Annotated in this window: 21 protein-coding genes; 12 read left to right on the top strand and 9 right to left on the bottom strand. The window is 69.3% G+C overall.

Translation table 11 applies throughout. The features are described from left to right. Window positions 1–217: 217 nt before the first annotated feature. The 5 genes from sufB (at window position 218) to AS850_RS07055 (ending at window position 4,382) form a co-directional block, all read left to right on the top strand. The gene (sufB, locus tag AS850_RS07075; RefSeq protein WP_119868472.1) at window positions 218–1,636 is read left to right on the top strand and encodes a Fe-S cluster assembly protein SufB; all 1,419 of its coding nucleotides are present in this window, start codon (window positions 218–220) and stop codon (window positions 1,634–1,636) included. Continuing rightward, the gene (gene sufD / locus AS850_RS07070; RefSeq protein WP_119868471.1) at window positions 1,637–2,908 is read left to right on the top strand and encodes a Fe-S cluster assembly protein SufD; all 1,272 of its coding nucleotides are present in this window, start codon (window positions 1,637–1,639) and stop codon (window positions 2,906–2,908) included. It abuts the gene before it with no gap. Beyond that, window positions 2,908–3,231, top strand: coding sequence for a non-heme iron oxygenase ferredoxin subunit (locus AS850_RS07065; protein WP_119868470.1), 324 nt, complete (start codon window positions 2,908–2,910; stop codon window positions 3,229–3,231). The genes sufD and AS850_RS07065 overlap by 1 nt, the downstream gene beginning before the upstream one ends. 42 nt (window positions 3,232–3,273) lie before the next feature. Then, window positions 3,274–4,047: a Fe-S cluster assembly ATPase SufC gene (gene sufC, locus AS850_RS07060; protein ID WP_119868469.1), complete on the top strand. Its 774-nt coding sequence runs from the start codon at window positions 3,274–3,276 to the stop codon at window positions 4,045–4,047. A gap of 62 nt (window positions 4,048–4,109) precedes the next feature. Continuing rightward, window positions 4,110–4,382 carry a metal-sulfur cluster assembly factor gene (locus AS850_RS07055; RefSeq protein ID WP_236940897.1) on the top strand — a complete coding sequence of 91 codons (273 nt, stop codon included), beginning with the start codon at window positions 4,110–4,112 and terminating at the stop codon, window positions 4,380–4,382. Between the two features lie 128 nt (window positions 4,383–4,510). Here the strand turns inward: AS850_RS07055 and AS850_RS07050 are convergent, their stop codons facing one another. Beyond that, on the bottom strand, window positions 4,511–5,110 hold the full coding sequence (locus AS850_RS07050; RefSeq protein ID WP_119868467.1) for a biotin transporter BioY: 600 nt from the start codon (window positions 5,108–5,110) through the stop codon (window positions 4,511–4,513). 137 nt (window positions 5,111–5,247) lie between these two features. On the opposite strand from AS850_RS07050, the gene AS850_RS07045 reads away from it, so the two are divergent. Next, a complete protein-coding gene (locus AS850_RS07045) occupies window positions 5,248–6,846 on the top strand; it encodes an ABC-F family ATP-binding cassette domain-containing protein (RefSeq protein ID WP_119868466.1) in 1,599 nt (532 codons plus the stop codon). A gap of 32 nt (window positions 6,847–6,878) precedes the next feature. On the opposite strand, the gene AS850_RS07040 is transcribed toward AS850_RS07045, so the two are convergent. From AS850_RS07040 to AS850_RS07030, 3 genes are read right to left on the bottom strand one after another with little or no spacing between them, the layout of a single operon-like run. Continuing rightward, entirely contained in the window at window positions 6,879–7,763 is an 885-nt protein-coding gene (locus tag AS850_RS07040; protein ID WP_119868465.1) for an SURF1 family cytochrome oxidase biogenesis protein, read from the bottom strand. Continuing rightward, window positions 7,760–8,005, bottom strand: coding sequence for a hypothetical protein (locus AS850_RS07035; RefSeq protein ID WP_119868464.1), 246 nt, complete (start codon window positions 8,003–8,005; stop codon window positions 7,760–7,762). Before AS850_RS07035 ends, AS850_RS07040 begins: the two co-directional genes overlap by 4 nt. Continuing rightward, window positions 8,002–8,430, bottom strand: a complete 429-nt coding sequence (locus AS850_RS07030; protein ID WP_236940867.1) for a DUF3099 domain-containing protein — start codon at window positions 8,428–8,430, stop codon at window positions 8,002–8,004. Before AS850_RS07030 ends, AS850_RS07035 begins: the two co-directional genes overlap by 4 nt. Before the next feature lie 140 nt (window positions 8,431–8,570). Here AS850_RS07030 and fabG point away from each other — a divergent pair, with 140 nt between their 5' ends. Further along, complete coding sequence (gene fabG / locus AS850_RS07025; RefSeq protein WP_119868463.1) at window positions 8,571–9,281, top strand: 3-oxoacyl-ACP reductase FabG; 711 nt, start codon at window positions 8,571–8,573, stop codon at window positions 9,279–9,281. Window positions 9,282–9,350: 69 nt separating this feature from the next. Here fabG and serB read toward each other — a convergent pair whose 3' ends face one another. Together serB and AS850_RS07015 are read right to left on the bottom strand one after the other, a co-directional pair. Beyond that, complete coding sequence (serB, locus tag AS850_RS07020) at window positions 9,351–9,989, bottom strand: phosphoserine phosphatase SerB (protein WP_119868462.1); 639 nt, start codon at window positions 9,987–9,989, stop codon at window positions 9,351–9,353. 100 nt (window positions 9,990–10,089) lie between these two features. Beyond that, on the bottom strand, window positions 10,090–11,331 hold the full coding sequence (locus AS850_RS07015; RefSeq protein ID WP_119868461.1) for a glucose-1-phosphate adenylyltransferase: 1,242 nt from the start codon (window positions 11,329–11,331) through the stop codon (window positions 10,090–10,092). 46 nt (window positions 11,332–11,377) lie between these two features. Between AS850_RS07015 and glgA the strand changes: the two genes are divergently transcribed. Both glgA and AS850_RS07005 read left to right on the top strand, forming a co-directional pair. Then, window positions 11,378–12,559 (top strand): glycogen synthase, encoded by a 1,182-nt coding sequence (gene glgA, locus AS850_RS07010; protein ID WP_119868460.1) that lies wholly within the window; start codon window positions 11,378–11,380, stop codon window positions 12,557–12,559. An 86-nt stretch (window positions 12,560–12,645) separates the two neighbouring features. Beyond that, window positions 12,646–13,431: an ABC transporter ATP-binding protein gene (locus AS850_RS07005; protein ID WP_119868459.1), complete on the top strand. Its 786-nt coding sequence runs from the start codon at window positions 12,646–12,648 to the stop codon at window positions 13,429–13,431. A gap of 33 nt (window positions 13,432–13,464) precedes the next feature. Here the strand turns inward: AS850_RS07005 and AS850_RS07000 are convergent, their stop codons facing one another. After that, window positions 13,465–14,940: an oligopeptide:H+ symporter gene (locus tag AS850_RS07000; RefSeq protein WP_119868458.1), complete on the bottom strand. Its 1,476-nt coding sequence runs from the start codon at window positions 14,938–14,940 to the stop codon at window positions 13,465–13,467. A 123-nt stretch (window positions 14,941–15,063) separates the two neighbouring features. Between AS850_RS07000 and AS850_RS06995 the strand changes: the two genes are divergently transcribed. Beyond that, window positions 15,064–15,318 carry a type B 50S ribosomal protein L31 gene (locus AS850_RS06995; protein WP_119868457.1) on the top strand — a complete coding sequence of 85 codons (255 nt, stop codon included), beginning with the start codon at window positions 15,064–15,066 and terminating at the stop codon, window positions 15,316–15,318. A gap of 186 nt (window positions 15,319–15,504) precedes the next feature. Here the strand turns inward: AS850_RS06995 and AS850_RS06990 are convergent, their stop codons facing one another. Together AS850_RS06990 and treS are read right to left on the bottom strand one after the other, a co-directional pair. Next, a complete protein-coding gene (locus AS850_RS06990; RefSeq protein ID WP_236940865.1) occupies window positions 15,505–16,236 on the bottom strand; it encodes a 3'-5' exonuclease in 732 nt (243 codons plus the stop codon). 9 nt (window positions 16,237–16,245) lie between these two features. After that, window positions 16,246–18,006, bottom strand: a complete 1,761-nt coding sequence (gene treS / locus AS850_RS06985) for a maltose alpha-D-glucosyltransferase (RefSeq protein ID WP_119868456.1) — start codon at window positions 18,004–18,006, stop codon at window positions 16,246–16,248. Window positions 18,007–18,140: 134 nt separating this feature from the next. Here treS and AS850_RS06980 point away from each other — a divergent pair, with 134 nt between their 5' ends. Both AS850_RS06980 and AS850_RS06975 read left to right on the top strand, forming a co-directional pair. Next, complete coding sequence (locus AS850_RS06980; RefSeq protein WP_119868455.1) at window positions 18,141–19,070, top strand: alpha/beta fold hydrolase; 930 nt, start codon at window positions 18,141–18,143, stop codon at window positions 19,068–19,070. A gap of 11 nt (window positions 19,071–19,081) precedes the next feature. Then, window positions 19,082–20,155 (top strand): glycosyltransferase family 4 protein, encoded by a 1,074-nt coding sequence (locus AS850_RS06975; protein ID WP_119870192.1) that lies wholly within the window; start codon window positions 19,082–19,084, stop codon window positions 20,153–20,155. The last annotated feature ends 6 nt before the right edge of the window (window positions 20,156–20,161 follow it).

The raw sequence follows: 20,161 nt of genomic DNA, 5'->3' as shown, positions 1-20,161 counted from the left end.
CGGGTCGACGGCGACCGCCGAGTCGAGAGACCACCAGCCGGGGCCGCATTCACGGGCCTCAGCCGACTGCACCCTCATCAGAGGGAGCAGCGGAGCTACTCGACGATTCTAAGCAGCGCAAGCTGCGAGCTCTGTCGTGCCGAAGAGGGAATGCCCCGAGTGTTCCTCGCGTTCTTCAGGCAGAGCGCGTTCGTCAGACACAGGAAGAGGTTTAGGTATGTCCGACGTATTGATTGACCGACCGGAACTCGAAGGGCTCGGCCAGTACGAGTTCGGCTGGGCCGACTCCGATGCAGCCGGCGCGTCCGCGCGCCGTGGCGTGAACCCCGAGGTCGTCACCGACATCTCGAACCTCAAGAGCGAGCCCGAGTGGATGCTCGCCAACCGCCTCAAGGGCCTCGCGCTCTTCGAGCGCAAGCCGATGCCCACCTGGGGAGCCGACCTCTCCGGCATCGACTTCGACAACATCAAGTACTTCGTGCGCTCGACCGAGAAGCAGGCCGGCAGCTGGGAGGAGCTCCCGGACGACATCAAGGCCACGTACGAGAAGCTCGGCATCCCCGAGGCGGAGCGCAACCGCCTCGTCGCCGGCGTCGCGGCTCAGTACGAGTCCGAGGTCGTCTACCACCAGATCCGCGAGGACCTCGAGGCCCAGGGCGTCATCTTCATGGACACCGACACGGCGCTGCGCGAGCACCCCGAGCTGTTCAAGGAGTACTTCGGCACCGTGATCCCGGCGGGCGACAACAAGTTCGCCGCGCTCAACACGGCCGTCTGGTCCGGCGGGTCCTTCGTCTACGTGCCGAAGAACGTCCGGGTCGAGATCCCGCTGCAGGCCTACTTCCGGATCAACACCGAGAACATGGGCCAGTTCGAGCGCACGCTGATCATCGCCGACGAGGGCAGCTACGTGCACTACATCGAGGGCTGCACCGCTCCCATCTACAAGAGCGACTCGCTGCACTCCGCCGTCGTCGAGATCATCGTGAAGAAGAACGCCCGCGTCCGCTACACGACGATCCAGAACTGGTCCAACAACGTCTACAACCTCGTGACCAAGCGAGCCATCGCCCACGAGGGCGCCACCATGGAGTGGATCGACGGCAACATCGGCTCCAAGGTGACGATGAAGTACCCCTCGATCTACCTGGCCGGCGAGCACGCCAAGGGCGAGACCCTGTCCGTCGCCTTCGCCGGCCCCGGCCAGCACCAGGACGCCGGCGCGAAGATGATCCACATGGCGCCGTACACGACGTCGTCGATCGTCTCGAAGTCGATCGCCCGCGGAGGTGGCCGCGCCGGTTACCGCGGCGAGGTCCGCGTCGACGAGGGTGCGCACCACTCCGCCAACACGGTCCGCTGCGACGCTCTCCTCGTCGACACCATCTCCCGCTCCGACACGTACCCGGCCATCGACATCCGGGTCGACGATGTGCAGCTCGGCCACGAGGCGACCGTCTCGCGCGTCAGCGAGGAGCAGCTCTTCTACCTGATGTCGCGCGGCATGGCGGAGGACGAGGCCATGGCCATGATCGTCCGAGGCTTCATCGAGCCCATCGCCCGTGAGCTCCCGATGGAGTACGCCCTCGAATTGAACAAGCTCATCGAGATGAGCATGGAAGGATCCGTCGGATAGATGTCCGCAACTCCCGCAGCAACCGAGACCCCCCTCGTCGAGCCCGTCCAGCACGGCGCGAAGGCCCACAGCGACGGCGGCTGGAGCCGGATCCCCGTGCAGACGCGGTCCGAGCGCTTCACGTCGTCCGACCCGACCGCGTTCCCCGACGTCACGGGTCGCGAGGTCGACTGGAAGCTCAGCCCCGTGTCGCGCCTCCGTCATCTCATCGACGGTCCCCTCGACGGCTCGCCCTACGCCTACCTGGCGCGCGAGACGCCCGGGGCCGCCGTCGAGTGGGTGTCGACGTCGCACGAGCTCGTCGGCAGGGCCGGCGCGCCGGAGGACAAAGCCGCTGCGAACGCCGCGTCGAACGTCGAGAACGTCCTCCTCGTCACGCTGACGGGAGACGAGCCGTCGTCGATCACGATCGGCCGGTCCGGCCTCGACACGAGCGCCCGGGCGGGTCACACGATCGTCCACGCGACGGCCAACTCCTCCAGCATCGTGATCCTGCAGAACTCCGGGCCCGCGAACCTCGTCGAGAACGTCGAGATCGTCGTCGACGAGGGGGCGCAGCTCACCGTCGTGAGCGTCCAGGAGTGGGACGACGAGGCGATCCACCTCGCGAGCCACCGTGCGCGCCTCGGTCGCGACGCGGTCCTCAAGCACTTCGTCGTCAGCCTCGGCGGGTCGATCGTGCGCGTCAACACCTCCTCGCACCTCGCGGAGCAGGGCGCCGACGCCGACCTCAACGGCGTCTACTTCGCCGACGCCGGCCAGCACCTCGAGCAGCAGGTCTACGTCAACCACGACGCCCCGACCACCAAGAGCCGCGTGAACTACAAGGGCGCGCTCCAGGGCGAGGGCGCACGCACCGTCTGGATCGGCGACGTCCTCATCGGGCGGACCGCCCCCGGCACCGACAGCTACGAGCAGAACCGCAACCTCGTCCTCTCCGAGGGCACGCGCGCCGACTCGATCCCCAACCTGGAGATCGAGACCGGCGACATCCTCGGAGCCGGTCACGCCAGCGCCACCGGCCGGTTCGACGACGAGCACCTCTTCTACCTCGAGTCGCGCGGCATCCCCGAGGAGGAGGCCCGACGCATCGTCGTCCTCGGCTTCCTCAGCGAGATCGTCCAGCGCATCGGCGACTCCGACCTGCAGGAGCGACTGATCGCCTCCCTCGAGGCCGAGCTCACCGACGGCGCCGAGGCGCGAGCGCAGGCAGGAGCCACGGCTCCGGTCCGCGCGCCCTACGTCGACAGCCAGCCCGGGGCGACCCTCTGATGGCGACGAAGGTCTGCTCCGACTCCGACGTCAGCGTCGCCGAGGCGATCAAGGTCGTCGTCGACGGTGTCGCCGTCGCGGTCGTCCGCGACTCCTCCGGAACGCTGCACGCCATCGGCGACACCTGCACGCACGGAGACATCTCCCTCTCGGAGGGCTTCGTCGAGGACGACAGCCTCGAGTGCTGGGCCCACGGCTCGAAGTTCGAGCTGACGTCGGGCAAGCCGCTCACCCTCCCCGCCTACGAGCCCGTGCCGGTCTTCGCCGTCTCCGTCGTCGACGGCGACGTGTACGTCGACACGAGCGTCAACATCGCCTCGTAGACCGCACCCCGATTTCTTCTCAGCGCCACAGATAGGAACACGATGTCCACCCTCGAAATCCGCGACCTCCAGGTCTCGATCGACACCGACCAGGGCAACAAGCCCATCCTCAAGGGTGTCGACCTCACCATCAAGAAGGGTGAGATCCACGCCGTCATGGGCCCCAACGGCTCCGGCAAGTCGACCCTCGCCTACACGATCGCCGGGCACCCCCGCTACAAGGTCGACGGCGGCTCCATCCGCCTCGACGGCGTCGAGGTGCTCGACATGTCGGTCGACGAGCGCGCGAAGGCCGGTCTCTTCCTGGCCATGCAGTACCCGGTCGAGATCCCGGGCGTCACGGTCGCGAACTTCCTCCGGACCGCGAAGACCGCCCTCGACGGCGAGGCTCCTGCGCTCCGCACCTGGGTGAAGGACCTCCGCTCGCACATGAGCGACCTCAAGATGGACCCCAGCTTCGCCGAGCGCAATGTCAACGAGGGCTTCTCGGGCGGCGAGAAGAAGCGCCACGAGATCATGCAGCTCGAGCTCCTCAAGCCGAAGTTCGCGATCCTCGACGAGACCGACTCCGGCCTCGACGTCGACGCACTGAAGATCGTCAGCGAAGGCGTGAACCGCGCCCACCAGGCCACCGATCTGGGCATCCTGATGATCACCCACTACACGCGCATCCTGCGGTACATCAAGCCCGACTTCGTCCACGTCTTCGTCGACGGCCGTGTCGCCGAGCAGGGTGGCCCCGAGCTCGCCGACACGCTCGAGAACGAGGGCTACGACCGCTACGTCACCGCGGCCGCCGCCGCGAACGGCAGCTGACCGTGGCCGTCGCACTCGCTCCGGAGAAGTTCGACCAGGTCGAAGAGGCGCTCAAGGAGGTCATGGACCCGGAGCTCGGCGTCAACATCGTCGACCTCGGCCTCATCTACGACCTGGCCATGGACGACGAGCACGAAGACGCCCTGATCATCAGCATGACGCTGACGAGCGCCGGCTGCCCTCTCACCGACGTCATCGAGTCGGAGACCGCCAACGCCCTCGACGGCGTGGTGGAGGCCTTCCGCATCAACTGGGTGTGGATGCCGCCGTGGGGCCCCGACCGCATCACCGACGACGGTCGCGACATGATGCGCGCCATCGGCTTCAGCATCTAGCACGCGCATCGACGCGAAAACCCTCGGTTCCGGCCGACGCGGTGGTCCTAGGACCACCGCGGAAGCCGGAACCGAGGGTTTCGTCGTGTGCAGGGGAGGCGCACGCCGCGGGGGCGTGCGCCCGGAGGCTACCGACGCCCGGTGAGGCGCCAGGCCAGCGGCAGAGCCCCTGCGGCGATGAGCCACTTCACGAGCCCGCCGACGATGAACGGCGTGAACCCGGCGGCCATGACCGCGGCGAAGTCGTTCGGGTAGCCGAGGTTGCCGAGCGCGACGGCGAGCCACGGCAGGCCGATCGCGAACGGGATGAGGCTCGCCAGGAAGAAACCGACGAGCGATCGGGCGGCGTGGCGGTCCCAGGCGCGCTCCGAGAGCCAGCCGATGGCGAAGGCGGCGGGGACGAATCCGATCACGAAGCCGAAGCTGGGCAGCAGGATGCTCGAGAACCCGCCGTTCGCGTCGGCGAAGATCGGAAGGCCCACGAGCCCGACGAGCATGTAGGCGAGCAGGGAGAGCGCACCGCGGCGCGCCCCGAGGGTGGCGCCGACCAGGAGCACGCCGAGGGTCTGCCCGGTGACGGGGACGGGCCACAGGGGCACCGTGACCTGCGCGAGGACGCCCATGACGGCCACGCCGCCCGCGATCAGGGCGGCGTCGGTGGCGAGGCTGCGCGTCACGAAACGGTCGGCCAGGACGGGCCGGAGAGCGGGTGCGGCGGTGTTCGTCATGCAATCTCCTAGAATGGGTAGGTTGACCGACGCCTAACGCGTTCATCAGCGGTTCCACGCTCGATCCCTATCATCCTAGGGGCGGCCCATCGGCGGGCAGCGTTGTGGACACCTCCTCAGATGATTGGACTTTTGCTGTGCTTTCCGTGCACGACCTCGAGATTCGCGTGGGCGCCCGCCTCCTCATGGAGGACGTCACCTTCCGGGTCGACAAGGGCGACAAGATCGGCCTGGTCGGCCGGAACGGCGCCGGCAAGACGACCATGACCAAGACGCTGGCGGGGGAGACCCTGCCGACCGGCGGCACCATCGAGAAGACGGGCGAGATCGGCTACCTGCCGCAGGATCCCCGCTCCGGCAACCCGGAGGACCTCGCGCGCACCCGCATCCTGGACGCCCGGGGGCTCGGCCAGATCCTGCTCGGCATCCGCGAGGCGACCGAGCAGATGGGGTCGCCCGATCCGGTCGTGGCCGAGAAGGCCATGAAGCGCTACGGCGACCTCGACGACCGGTTCAACGCCCTCGGCGGATACGCGGCCGAGGCGGAGGCCGCGTCGATCGCGAGCAATCTGAGCCTGCCCGATCGCATCCTGGAGCAGCCGCTGTCGACCCTCTCGGGCGGTCAGCGACGTCGCATCGAGCTGGCCCGCATCCTGTTCTCGGCCGCCGACACGATGATCCTCGACGAACCGACCAACCACCTCGACGCCGACAGCGTCGTCTGGCTGCGCGAGTACCTCAAGACCTACCAGGGCGGGGTGATCGTCATCAGCCACGACATCCAGCTCGTCGACGAGGTCGTCAACCGCGTCTTCTACCTCGATGCGAACCGCCAGCAGATCGACATCTACAACATGGGCTGGAAGCACTACCAGCGCCAGCGCGCGTCCGACGAGGAGCGTCGCAAGAAGGAGCGCGCCACCGCCGAGAAGCAGGCGGGAGCCCTGCAGAAGCAGGCGGCCCGCTTCGGCGCCAAGGCCTCGAAGGCCGCCGCCGCTCACCAGATGGTGGCGCGGGCCGAGAAGCTCCTGGCGGGTCTCGAGGAGGTGCGCGCCGTCGATCGCGTCGCGAAGCTGCGCTTCCCGACTCCCGCGGCCTGCGGTCGCACCCCGCTCATGGCGTCCAACCTCTCCAAGAGCTACGGATCGCTGGAGATCTTCACGGCGGTCGACCTCGCGATCGACCGCGGATCGAAGGTCGTCGTGCTGGGGCTCAACGGTGCCGGCAAGACGACCCTGCTCCGCATCCTGGCCGGAGTCGACGAGCCCGACACCGGGCAGCTCGAACCGGGTCATGGGCTGCGCGTCGGCTACTACGCGCAGGAGCACGAGACCATCGACGTCAAGCGCAGCGTGCTCGAGAACATGGTGTCGTCGTCGCCGAACATCACCGAGATGGAGGCGCGACGCGTCCTCGGCTCATTCCTCTTCACCGGCGACGACTCGGCGAAGCCCGCCGGTGTGCTCTCCGGCGGCGAGAAGACGCGGTTGGCGCTGGCGATGATCGTGGTGTCGGGGGCGAACGTGCTCCTGCTCGACGAGCCCACCAACAACCTCGACCCGGCGAGCCGCCTCGAGATCCTCGACGCGCTCAACAACTACGAGGGCGCGGTCGTCCTCGTGAGCCACGACGAGGGTGCCGTGGAGGCGCTGAACCCCGAGCGCGTCCTGATCATGCCCGACGGCACCGAGGACCACTGGACGAAGGACTACTCGGATCTGATCACGCTGGCGTGACCGGAAGGCGCAGGACGCCGGCGGAGCCGGCGTCAGCGCCCGATCCTGGTGCCCGGCTCCGACCCCTCGTAGCCGACCTCGTCGAGGAGGTCGTCCTCGATCTCGGCGTCGTCGGGGCCCCGGCGCGACCGGCGGTACGCCCGGGCCTCCTCGAGCCAGCGCTGGTCCTCCTCGTCGCTGTGGATCGCGTCGTACTCCTGGCGGATCACGTAGCCGAAGAAGGCGAAGGCGGCGAGGGCGAACAGGATCCACTGGATCGCATACGAGAGGTTGAGCCCGTAGTCGACCTGCGGCTTCTGCGCGAGCTTCGGCAGGTCGGCGGCCTTGGGCGACTCGCTGCGGAGCTGACCGAAGGCGGCCGTGTAGGTGGGGAGCTGGATCCGGGAGGCGATGTCGCCGGGTTTGATGACGGCGAGCTGGTTGGTGCCCGGGATGTCGGTGCGACCGGGGACGGTCGGCTCGGCGGGGGCGAGGCGGGCGACGACGGTGACGGTTCCGCTCGGGGGAGCGGGGATCGAGTCCGGGGCGTCCTGCCGGTTGCCGGTGGGGACCCAGCCGCGGTCGACGATGAAGACGTCTCCCGACGCGGTCTGGAGGGGGACGAGCACCTCGAAGCCCGGGAAGCCGTTGTAGCTGCGGTCGCGGGCGAGGAACGTCTTGTCGACGAGGTAGGTCCCGGTGACCTTCACGGGGCGGTACTCGTCGGCGTCGCTGTACGACGAGAGCTCCGGCAGGATGCTCGTGAGAGCGACGGGCTGGGCGCTGTAGTTGGCGTTCAACCGGTCGAGCAGGGCGAGGTTCTCGGCCCGGCGCTGCCACTGCCAGTGGGCGAGGAACGCGCACACGATGGCGAAGACGACGGCGACCGCGAAGTACCCCAGCCACTTGCGGGACAGCGCGAATCGCCACTCCTTCACGAGGACGCCTCCGCTCCGACCGATTCGACGGTCACACCCAGTGCGGTCACCACCACGGGGAAGTCGCGGGACCGCAGGAAACCCTCGAGGAAGTCTACGTGCTCGTCGCAGGCCGCCCAGGTCTTCACTCGGTCGACGGAGTGGATCTTGGGATTCCTCCAGTGGACGGCGCGGGTGGCGTCCGCGCGGCAGCCCGCGCGGGAGCACTGGACGACGTCGGGCCCGGGGGAGCCGAGGATCATCGAGGACTGGGCTGGGTCTCGCCCGTGCCTCCGGCTCGGGGCCGCCTGTCGCTCGCCGCACTGTCGGCGGAGGCGAACGGGTCACGCGGCGAGGGCTCGTAGTCGGCGGGGTCGAACACGGGCTCGGGCCGGTAGATCTGGAGTCCGCCCGGCGCCTCCACCTGACCGCGCTCGCCCTCCTGGCCGACGTTGGCCAGGACGACCGCGACGTAGGGGAGGACGATCGCACCGATCGCGGGGACCAGCGCCCACCATCCGGGGACGAGGAACGCGACGATGATGCAGACCATGCGCACGAGCATCGCCAGGGAGTACCGGATCATGCGACCGCGGCGCTCGTCGGCGGGCGACGGCGGGAGGGTCGTGATCGAGTTCATGGGGGCGGCCTTCCGGCCCCGGTGGGGAGTCTTGATGGTGGTCTTCATCTGCTTGGGGGATTCGGGGGTGACGCTCGGGTCAATGCTAAGTCGTCTGTCCCGAGACTAGGCTTGTCGGGGTCGCAGCGGTCGAGGTTCGAAGCATCTCCCGCGGCGGATCACTCGTCATCGAACAACTTGGAGACCACATGACCACGCCCCGGACCGTCCTCGTCACCGGTGGGAACCGCGGCATCGGCTTCGCGATCGCGCAGCAGTTCGTCGCCGACGGCCACCGGGTCGCGGTGACGGCCCGATCGGGCGAGGGTCCCGAGGGCAGCCTGACCGTGCGCGCCGACGTCACCGACTCGGCGAGCGTCGACGCCGGCTTCACCGAGATCGAGGGTGCCCTCGGGCCCGTCGAGGTCGTCGTCGCGAACGCGGGCATCACGAAGGACACCCTGCTGATGCGGATGTCGGAGGACGACTTCACCTCGGTGCTCGACACCAACCTCGGAGGCGCGTTCCGCGTCGTCAAGCGCGCGTCGAAGGGCATGCTGAAGGCGCGCTTCGGCCGGATCGTCCTCATCTCGAGCGTCGTCGGCCTCTACGGCGGCGCCGGCCAGGTGAACTACGCCTCGTCGAAGGCGGGCCTCGTCGGCTTCGCCCGCTCCGTGACCCGCGAGCTCGGCGCCCGCGGCATCACGGCCAACGTCGTCGCCCCCGGTTTCATCGAGACCGACATGACGGCCGTGCTCCCCGCCGAGCAGCAGGCGGAGTACAAGAAGTCGATCCCCGCGGGCCGCTTCGGATCGACCGACGACGTGGCCAAGGCCGTGACGTGGCTCGCGTCCGACGACGCCGGCTACGTCTCGGGAGCCGTCATCCCCGTCGACGGCGGCCTCGGGATGGGCCACTGATCCCCGACCGGCGCTAGCGCTCTCCGATCGGGCGGCGACGGCAGGATCGGGTCGGACGCGGAATTCGGCTCAGCCGCGCAGCCCGAGCAGCGGCAGCACCTGCGAGAGGTCGCGGCTGGCCATCGAGACGTCGGCCCGCTCGCGCACACGCGGTTTCGCGTCGAAGGCGACCGAGAGGCCGGCCGCACGCATCATCTCGAGGTCGTTGGCGCCGTCGCCCACGGCGACCGTCCTCGACAAGGGGACCCGCGACTCCTGCGCCCACTCGGTCAGGGCGGCGGCCTTGGCGGCGGCGTCGACGATCGGCCCGGCGACACGGCCCGTGAGGACGCCCCCGGAGACCTCGAGCCGGTTCGCCCGCCAGCGGTCGAGGCCGAGCCGCTCCGCGAGCGGATCGAGCAGCTCGTGGAATCCGCCCGAGACGACGGCGACGAGTCCGTCGGCGGCGTGGACGCCGGCGATCATCTCGGGGACCCCCGGGGTCAGCAGGATCCGCGTGGCGACGCCGTCGACGTCGGCCTCCGTCAGCCCCCGCAGGGTCGCGACCCGCTCCCGGAGGCTCTCCGCGAAGTCGAGCTCCCCCGCCATCGCCCGCTCCGTGATGTCGCGGACGGCTCCGTGGGACCCCGCCACGTCGGCGAGGAGCTCGATGACCTCGTTCTCGATGAGAGTGGAGTCGACGTCGAGGACGACCAGGAAGCGCGGCACTCCTCCACGCTAGCGGCTGAGCGGCAGTGTTACGCCTCGCGGGTCGTCCGGCCGGTCAGGCCTGCGGGCACGGCGTCACGGCGACCGGAGAACGGGGCGCTCACGGCTCGACGCGGACGCCCTTGCCGACGACCGTGATGCCCGACGGGGTCACGGTGAACCCGCGGGCCCGGTCCGCTTCGGCGTCGAGGCCGACGTGGGCCCCGTCGACGATGACGACGTCCTTGTCGAGGATGGCGCGGTTGACGATCGAGTTCTTCCCGACGTAGATGCGGTCGAAGAGGACGGAGTCGACGACCCGCGAGCCCGAGTCGAGCGTGTTCCAGGGCCCGACGACGCTCCGCTCGACGTGCGAGCCGACGGCGAGGGTCCCGAGGGAGACGATCGACTCGATGACCGAGCCCGGGTTCCCGTGCTCGTCGCGCCCGAACTTCGCCGGGGGCGAGTTGAGCTGCTGGCTGAAGATCGGCCACGCCGTGTTGTAGAGGTTGAAGACGGGGAGCGCGGCGATGAGGTCGCGGTGAGCGTCGTAGAAGGAGTCGATCGTCCCGACGTCGCGCCAGTAGTAGCGGTCGCGCTCGGTCGATCCCGGGACGTCGTTGCGGTTGAGGTCGTAGACCGCCGCGTCGCCGCGCGAGACGAAGTCGGGGATGATGTCGCCGCCCATGTCGTGGTTCGACAGGGGGTTCTCGCCGTCGCGGAGGACGGCGTCGATGAGGGCGTCGGCGTTGAAGACGTAGTTGCCCATCGACGCGAGCACTTCTTCGGGGGAGTCGCTGAGGCCCACCGGGTCTTTGGGCTTCTCGAGGAACTTGTCGATCAGCGTGGCGTCCGAGGGGTCGACCTGGATGACACCGAACTGGTCGGCCAGGGAGATCGGCTGGCGGATCGCGGCGACGGTCGCGCTCTTGCCGGAGGCGATGTGCGCCTCGACCATCTGGGCGAAGTCCATCCGGTAGACGTGGTCGGCGCCGACCACGACGACGATGTCGGGCTTCTCGTCGCGGAGCAGGTTGAGACTCTGGAGGATCGCGTCGGCGGATCCGGCGAACCACCGCTTGCCCAGGCGCTGCTGCGCCGGCACCGACGCGACGTAGGCGCCGAGGAGACCCTCGATGCTCCAGGTCTGCGACACGTGGCGGTCGAGGCTGTGCGACTTGTACTGCGTCAGCACGACGATCTGCCGGAGGCCGGAGTTGATGAGGTTGGAGAGGGCGAAGTCGATGAGACGGTAGTTGCCGCCGAAGGGGACGGCGGGTTTCGCGCGGTCCGCCGTCAGGGGCATCAGCCGCTTGCCCTCTCCGCCAGCGAGAACGATGCCGAAGATCTTCTTTGATGCCATGGAGCCAGAATGGCACGTTTGACACGCGGGCGACTACGTTAGGGCCGTGCGAGTCGATGTGATCACCAAGGAATATCCGCCGAACGTCTACGGAGGCGCCGGAGTCCACGCCACGGAGCTGGTCAAAGCCCTCCGTCCGTCGATCGACGTGCGCGTCCGAGCGTTCGGGAACGCCGTCGAGGAGGACGGCACGACCGGCTACCCCGACCTGGCCGAGCTCTCCCACGCGAATCCGGCCCTGAAGACCCTCGGCGTCGACGTCGCCATCGCCCAGGACGTCGAGGGCGCGGACGTCGTCCACTCGCACACCTGGTACGCCAACGCTGCCGGTCAGCTGGCGCAGATGCTCCACGGGATCCCGCACGTCCTGACCGCGCACTCCCTGGAGCCGCTCCGGCCCTGGAAGGCCGAGCAGCTCGGAGGCGGCTACCGCGTGTCGAGCTGGATCGAGAAGCAGGCGTACGAGACGGCCGACGCCGTCATCGCCGTCAGCGAGGGGATGCGACGCGACATCCTGCGGTCCTACCCGTCGATCGACGAGTCCAAGGTGAGCGTCGTCTACAACGGCATCGACCTCGAGGGCTGGCGCCGGCTCGACGAGCCAGAGATCGTCCGCTCCCTCGGCATCGACCCCGACCGCCCCGCCGTCGTGTTCGTCGGCCGCATCACGCGCCAGAAGGGCCTCCCGTACCTCCTGCGGGCCGCCGCGCTGCTGCCGCCCGAGGTCCAGCTGATCCTCTGCGCCGGCGCTCCCGACACCCCCGAGATCATGCGCGAGGTGACCGGGCTGGTGGAGGAGCTGCAGGAGTCGCGGACCGGCGTCGTCTGGATCGAGCGCATCCTGCCCCGCGACGAGCTCTGCGCGGTCCTCTCCGCCTCGACCGTCTTCGTCTGCCCCTCCGTCTACGAGCCCCTCGGCATCGTCAACCTCGAGGCCATGGCGTGCGGGCTGCCCGTGGTCGGAACGGCCACCGGCGGGATCCCCGAGGTCGTCGCCGACGGCTTCACGGGTCACCTCGTCCCGATCGAGCAGGCCGACGACGGTACCGGCACCCCCCTCGACCCGGAGAGGTTCGTCCGCGACCTGGCCGACAAACTGATCGAGACCGTGCAGGATCCGGGTCTCGCCGCCCTCATGGGACGCGCCGGTCGCGCCCGCGCCGAGCAGGACTTCAGCTGGTCGAACATCGCCGACCGCACCCTCGAGGTCTACCGCTCCCTCGTCTGACGCGGAGGGCGAGGGCCGCGACACGAGTTGTCCACAGACCCGGTCCGTGCGCGGCCCACACGGCCGGCGTGGAATAGAGTCGACCCATGCCGACCGTTCTCCAGCTCACCGATGTGTCCGTCGTCCGGGAAGGCTCCCGGGTCGTCGATTCCGTCTCCTGGACGGTCGACTCCGACGAACGCTGGGTCGTGCTCGGGCCCAACGGCGCGGGCAAGACCACCATCCTCCAGGTCGCGGCAGCGCAGACGCACCCGTCCTCGGGCGACGTCGAGATCCTCGGCGAAGACCTCGGGAGCGTCGACCTCTTCGAGCTGCGGCCCCGCATCGGGTTCGCCTCGACGACGATCGCCCGCCGCATCCCGGCCAAGGAGAAGGTCGTCGACGTCGTCCTCACCGCGGCGTACTCGGTCACCGGTCGCTGGAACGAGGAGTACGAGAGCGTCGACGTCCGTCGTGCGCACCGCGTCCTCGACGAGTGGAAGCTCGACCACCTCTCCGAGCGCCTCTTCGGCGAACTGAGCGACGGGGAGCAGAAGCGCGTCCAGATCGCCCGCTCGGTCATGACCGACCCCGAGCTGCTCCTCCTCGACGAGCCCGCCGCCTCCCTCGACCTCGGCGCCCGCGAGGAGCTCCTGCAGATGCTCGGCGGCTACGCCTCCTCGGAGGGTGCCCCCGCCATCGTCATGGTCACTCACCACGTCGAGGAGATCCCGCGAGGCTTCACGCACGCCCTGCTGCTCGGCAAGGGCTCCGTGATCGCGGCCGGTCCTCTCGCCGAGGTCATCACCGCCGAGACGCTCGGCGAGGCCTTCGGCCTGGCGCTCACGGTGACCGAGGAGGGCGGGCGCTACACCGCCCGCGCCATCTCCTAGATCCCGCGTCGTCGCTGCTCGAGCGGAGCCGCCTCAGCGGACCCCGCGCATGAGCCGCAGAACGAGCCGCGAAAGCAGGAGCAGAACCGCGCCCGCCGCGATGGCGACGACTCCGAGAACGCCGAAGTACGGCACCTCCGAGCCGGTGGCGTAGAGCCCGGCGAGCTGACCGGAGATCGCCGACCCCAGCGCGACGGACAGGTAGAAGAGCGCCACCATCTGGGTCCGGAACGCAGCCGGTGCCAGCTTCGTCGAGGCCGACAGCCCGACGGGCGAGAGCAGGAGCTCCGCGACGGTGAACACGAGCAGGATACCCACCAGGGCGACCACGGGCGTCCCGTGCGGCCCGGTCCCCGTGAACGGCAGGAACAGCAGGAAGCCGAGTCCCACGACGAGGGTCCCGAGTCCGAACTTCACCGGCGTCGACGGCTGACGCGGCCCGAGCCGGGTCCAGAGCGCCGCGAACACGCCCGAGAGCACGATGATGAAGACGGGATTGATCGACTGCACCCACGCGACCGGGAACTCCCACCCGAGGACGGACCGGTCGAGACGTTCCGCGGAGTAGATCGTGATCACGGTGAACTGCTGCTGATAGATCGACCAGAAGACCGTGCTCGCCAGGAAGAGCGGGATGAACGCGACCACGCGACTGCGCTCGTCCGGCGCGACGGAGCGGCTCGAGAGGATGACGACGAAGTAGGCCACCGCCGCGACGGCCGTCACCGCGATGACGATCACGGCCAGGTTCGAAGCGGTGATGACGCCGGTCGCCACGAGGACGACGACGGCCGCGACGCCCACGGCGGCGGCGGCCACGGCGCGGGGGAGCAGTCGCCGCGGAAGGGGATTCGGCAGGCGGCGCGAGACGGCCGGGAGGTTCCTGCGGCCCACCGCGTACTGCGCGAGGCCGAGAGCCATGCCGATCGCGGCGAGGCCGAAGCCGACGTGGAAGCCCCAGGTCACCTGCAGTAGGCCCGTGAGCAGCGGCCCGAAGAACGCGCCGAGGTTCACGCCGAGGTAGTAGAGCGAGAAGCCGGCGTCGCGGCGGGGATCCTGCTCGCCGTAGAGGGATCCCACGAGGCTCGTCGCCGTCGCCTTGAGCCCGCCGGAGCCGACGGCAATCAGGATGAGGCCCACCGTCACACCCGACACGCCCGGGAGCAGGGCGAGGGCGATGTGGCCGAGCATGACGATCGTGGCGCTGCCGAGGAGCGTGCGCTGCGCGTCGAGCAGACGGTCCGCGATCCAGGCGCCGAGGACGGTCGAGAGGTACACCCCGCCGCCGTAGGCACCGACGATGCCCGCGGCGGTGGCCTGGTCGATGCCGAGGCCGCCCTGCGCGGTCGAGGTGAACAGGTAGAGCAGCAGGATGCCCTGCATTCCGTAGAAGGAGAACCTCTCCCACAGCTCGACCCCGAAGAGGGTCGCGAGGGAACGGGGCTGTCCGAAGAAACGGGTGTCGTTCTCCGGCTCGACGTCGGTCTCTGGTCTGGTGCTCACGGGCATCCATGCTTGCACAGGGCGACCTCTTCAGTTCCTGTGCGCCGCTCTGGTAAGCTCTCCAGTTGGCCCTGGCCACCCATTCCGCGCTGGCAAAAACCAGCGCACCCTGAGACTCTGAGGAACCCCATGAAGACCGATACGCACCCCGCTTACAACCCGATCGTGTTCCGCGACCTCGCGTCGGGTGAGACGTTCCTCACGCGCTCCACCGCGACCAGCGACAAGACGATCGAGCTCGACGGCGCCACGTACCCCGTCATCGACGTCGAGATCTCGTCCGCGTCGCACCCGTTCTACACGGGCAAGCAGCGCATCCTCGACTCGGCCGGTCGCGTCGAGAAGTTCAACCAGCGCTTCAAGAACTTCGGCGGCAAGGCGTAACAGCCTCGCACCCCTGCTGAACCCTCGTGTTCGGCCGTGCGGGTGGTCCTAGGACCACCGCGCCGGCCGAACACGAGGGTTCAGTCGTTTGACGGGTCCAGTCGTTTGCGGGGGAAGCCGTGTGCGATCGGGGGGAGCGTCGGGCGGGGGGAGCGTCGGGCGGGGGGAGCGTCGGGCGGAGTGCGCTCAGAGCGGACGCACGGGCCACGCGCCCGACGTGGTGAACGTCGGGTCTTTCCGTCGCATGTACTCCTGGAAGCTCGCGGCCTGCTCGCCGCACCAACCGACCTGCAGCGAGTGGAGGTCGGTCGCCGGGATGTCGAGCCGGTCGGGGTACCGCTTCGCCATGGCCTGGGCGACCCGGCCCGCGGCGATGGCATCGGCCCCGGCGTTGTGGGCGTCGTCGAGCACGACCTCGTAGAAGACGGCGGCGGCCTCGAGGGTCCGCTTGCCCTTCCGCCACTTGTCGACGGCCTTGTCGATCACGAGCGGATCGACGACCGTGCCCGTCGAGAGGTCGAGAGGCTCGAGCCCGTGGCGTCGCGCCTCCCGGTCGAGGAGGGTGAGGTCGTAGGGCGCGTTGTAGATCACGAGGGGGACGCCGCGCGCGAAGACGGCCCGCACGGCCTCGAGGATCTCGGAGACGACCTCCGCGGCCGGCCGCCCCTCGGCTCGGGCCTGCTCGGTCGAGACGCCGTGGACCGCGGCCGCCTGCTCCGGGATCTCGACCCCGGGATCCGCGAGCCATTCCCCGTGCGCGATCGACGCGCCCGTGGCGTCGATCAGGCCGACGTGGGCGGTGACGATCCGCGCCGTCTCGACGTCGATGCCGGTCGTCTCGAGGTCGAAGACGCCGAGGGCCTTCCACCACGATGAGGGCAGGGCGCCCGGAGGCAGGATCACGGCCGATTCACTCACGCGGAAAGCCTAGAGCCCGCCACCGACATCTCCGACCGGAGGCAGAGCCGCCAGCACCGTCGGCGCCGCGGGACCGCCGACGTGCAACCAGAAGAAGGCCTGCGTGCCCATCGTGAGCGTCACCCGCCCCTCGTCGTCGAACGACGGGAAGGTCCCGCCTCCGAAGAGGTCGTAGAGGGTGCGACCGGCGAACCGGGGCTCGGTGATGGTGACGGACGCCGGGTTGTGCGCGAAGGAGAAGACGCACAGGACGTCCTCCGCCGAGTCGCCGAACTGGGTGCCGGATCCGGCGTACGACCGGACGAAGGCGAGCGCCGACTCGTGGTCGGTGGGGAGCACCGTCATCGTGCCGAGGCCGAAGGTCGGGTGCGCCTTCCGCACGTGGATGACGTTGCGGATCCAGTGGAGCAGCGATCGCGATTGCGCGAGCTGGCTCTCGACGTTGACCAGGGCGTAGTTGTAGACGAGCGACTGGACGACCGGGAGGTAGAGCTTCCCGGGGTCGGCGGTCGAGAACCCGGCGTTGCGGTCGGGGGTCCACTGCATCGGCGTGCGCGACGCGTCGCGGTCGTTCAACCAGATGTTGTCGCCCATCCCGATCTCGTCGCCGTAGTAGAGGAACGGCGACCCCTTGAGCGAGAAGAGCAGCGCGTGCACGAGCTCCAGCTCGGCCCGGGAGTTGTCGAGCAGGGGTGCGAGGCGACGCCGGATGCCGATGTTGCTCCGCATCCGGGGGTCGTAGGCGTACCAGCCGTACATCGCCTGCCGGTACTCCTCCGAGACCATCTCGAGCGTGAGCTCGTCGTGGTTGCGCAGGAAGACGCCCCAGCCGGCGGACTCGGGGACGTCGGTCGTCTCGGAGAGGATCCGCGTCAGCTCGCCGGCGCTCTGCGAGCGCAGCGAGTAGAAGATGCGCGGCATCACGGGGAAGTCGAACGCCATGTGGCACTCGGGCTCCTCCTCGGTGCCGAAGAACGCGGCGACCTCGCGGGGCCACTGGTTGGCCTCGGCGATCATGATCCGGCCCGGGTACTCCTCGTCGACCATCGTGCGAAGGCGCTTGACGAACTCGTGCGTCTCGGGCTCGCCCTCGCCGTTGCCCTCGTCGGACTGGTAGAGGTAGGGGATCGCGTCGAGTCGGATGCCGTCGACGCCGAGGTCGAGCCAGTGCCGGATGACGTCGTAGATCGCCTCGTGCACCTTCGGGTTCTCGTAGTTGAGGTCGGGCTGGTGCGAGAAGAAGCGGTGGAAGAAGAACTGGCGTCGGACCGGGTCGAAGGTCCAGTTGGACTCCTCGGTGTCGACGAAGATGATGCGGATGTTCTCGTACTTCTCGTCGGTGTCGCTCCAGACGTAGAAGTCGCCGTAGGGGCCGTCCGGATCTTCGCGGGACTGCTGGAACCACTCGTGCGCGTCGGAGGTGTGGTTGATCACCATGTCGATGACGATGCGCATATTGCGCTCGTGCGCTTTCGTGACGAGGTCGCGGAACTCGTCGAGGGTCCCGAACTCGGGCAGGATCGCCTTGTAGTCGGAGATGTCGTAGCCGCCGTCGCGGAGGGGCGACTGGAAGAACGGCGGCATCCAGAGGGCGTCGACGCCGAGCCACTGCAGGTAGTCGAGCTTCGAGGCCAACCCCGCGATGTCGCCCGCACCGTCGCCGTTGCTGTCGACGAAGGAGCGCACCATCACCTCGTAGAAGACGCTGCGTCGATACCACTGGGGGTCGAGGGTGAGGCCGGGCAGTTGGATGGGGGCGGTAAAGCTCACCTGTCTCCTCGATGAGTGGGGGTGTCACCGGACGGTCTGGACCCCACCAACGCTACAACCGCCCGCGGCCCCGACGTTCACACTCGCCCTCCGCCGGGCCGGGACACGCGGGGTCACGTCCCTAGACTGGCCGGGTGAGTGCCCCGACTTCCCCCGAGCCCACCGTCGAATCGCCCTACGCCGCGCGTCTTTCGGCCATCCCGACGGTGCGGCGCGCCGTGGACGTCTTCGGCACCACGGCGCACTACTGGGTCTACGGCAGCGACGACGCCCCGCTGACCCTGGTGGCCGTGCACGGCTTCCGCGGCGAGCACCACGGTCTCGAGCCGGTCGTGGCGTTCCTCGACGGCGTGGCCGAGGGCAGGATCCGCGTGCTCGCCCCGGATCTCCCCGGCTTCGGCGAGTCGCCGGCTCTCCCGGGCCGCGAGCACAGCGTCGCCACGTACGCGTCGTGGCTCGACGGCTTCCTCGAGCGGACCGCCGGGTCCGCCCGCGACTCGGTCGTCGTACTGGGGCACTCCTTCGGCTCGATCGTGTCGGCGGCGGCGCTGGCGCAGGGGGTGCGCGCGGCGAAGCTGATCCTCGTGAACCCGATCGCGGCTCCTGCGCTCCAGGGTCCGCGGGGGGTGCTGACGCGCCTCGCGGTCTTCTACTACTGGGCGGGCGCGGCGCTCCCCGAGCGGATCGGGCAGGCGGCTCTCCGCAGCCGAATCGTCACCCGCGTCGCGAGCGTCGCCATGGCCAAGACGAGGTCGACCTCGCTCCGGGCGTGGATCCACGACCAGCACGACAGCTACTTCTCGAGGTTCGCGTCCCGCCAGGTGGTTCTCGAAGCGTTCCGCGCGAGCGTGTCGAGCGACGTGTCGACGTACGCGTCGCGCATCGACGTTCCGGTGCTCCTGGTGGCGGCGGACCGCGACGACATCACGGCGCTGCCGGCGCAGTACACGTTGCAGACGCTGTTCTCCGACGCGCAGCTCGACGTGATCCACGGTGTCGGCCACCTCATCCACTACGAGAAGCCGCGGGAGGCGGCGATCGCGATCGAGGACTTCCTCCGATGACGCCTCCCGCCCTGCGCATCGTCGTCGACTGCCGCTACGTGCGGGTGGGCCGCCACGACGGCATCTCCCGGTTCACCGCGGGGGTGGTCCGGGCCCTCGCCGAGCGGCACGAGGTCACGATGCTGATCAGCGACGTGCGGCAGCTCGACAAGCTGCCGGAGGCGCCGCACCGGCTGGTCTCGGCGCCCACGAGCATCCTGGAGCCCCTCGTCGCCCTGCAGGTGAACCGGCTCCGTCCGGACGTCGTCTGGTCGCCGATGCAGACGATGGGATCCCTGGGGCGGCGCTACCGCCTCGTGCTGACCCTGCACGACCTGATCTACTACACCAACCGCACGCCGCCGCCGGAGTTCGCGGCCCCGATCCGGCTGCTCTGGCGGCTCTACCACCTCGCGTGGTGGCCCCAGCGGCTGCTGCTGAACCGCGCGGACGAGGTCGTGACCGTGAGCCGCACGACGGCGAGCGAGATCGCGGAGCACCACCTCACCCGACGCCGGGTGACGGTCGTCACGAACGCGGCCGATCCCTCGCCCGTCGAGGTCCCCGAGCGCGACGGGCCCCGGAGCCGGGACCTCGTCTACATGGGCTCGTTCATGCCCTACAAGAACGTCCAGACCCTGGCCAGGGCTCTCCCGCTCCTCGACGGGTACCGGCTGCACCTGATGAGCCGTGTGAGCGAGCGCGAGCGCGAGACGCTCGAGAGCCTCGCACCGGCGTCGTCGCTGGTCTTCCACGGCGGGTCGAGCGACGAGGAGTACTTCGAGACCCTGCTCGGTGCCACGGCCGTCGTGTCGGCCTCGCGGGCCGAGGGCTTCGGCATCCCGCTCATCGAGGGCATGAGCGTCGGCACGCCCGCCCTCGCGAGCGACATCCCGATCTTCCGCGAGATCGGCGGCGACGCCGCGATCTACTTCGACCAGGAGTCGCCCCGCGCGATCGCCGAGGCGGTCCGGCTCCTCGAGGCGCCGGGGGAGTGGCACCGGAGGAGCGCGGCCTCGATCGATCAGGCGTCCTCGTTCAGCTGGGAGACCTCGGCCCAGGCCCTCCTGGAGGTGCTGGAGCGCGTCGGCCGCGCGCCGCGCTGACAGGAG

Source organism: Frondihabitans sp. 762G35 (genome assembly GCF_002074055.1).
Taxonomy (GTDB): domain Bacteria; phylum Actinomycetota; class Actinomycetes; order Actinomycetales; family Microbacteriaceae; genus Frondihabitans.
This window is presented reverse-complemented; position numbering and strand designations above follow the sequence as displayed.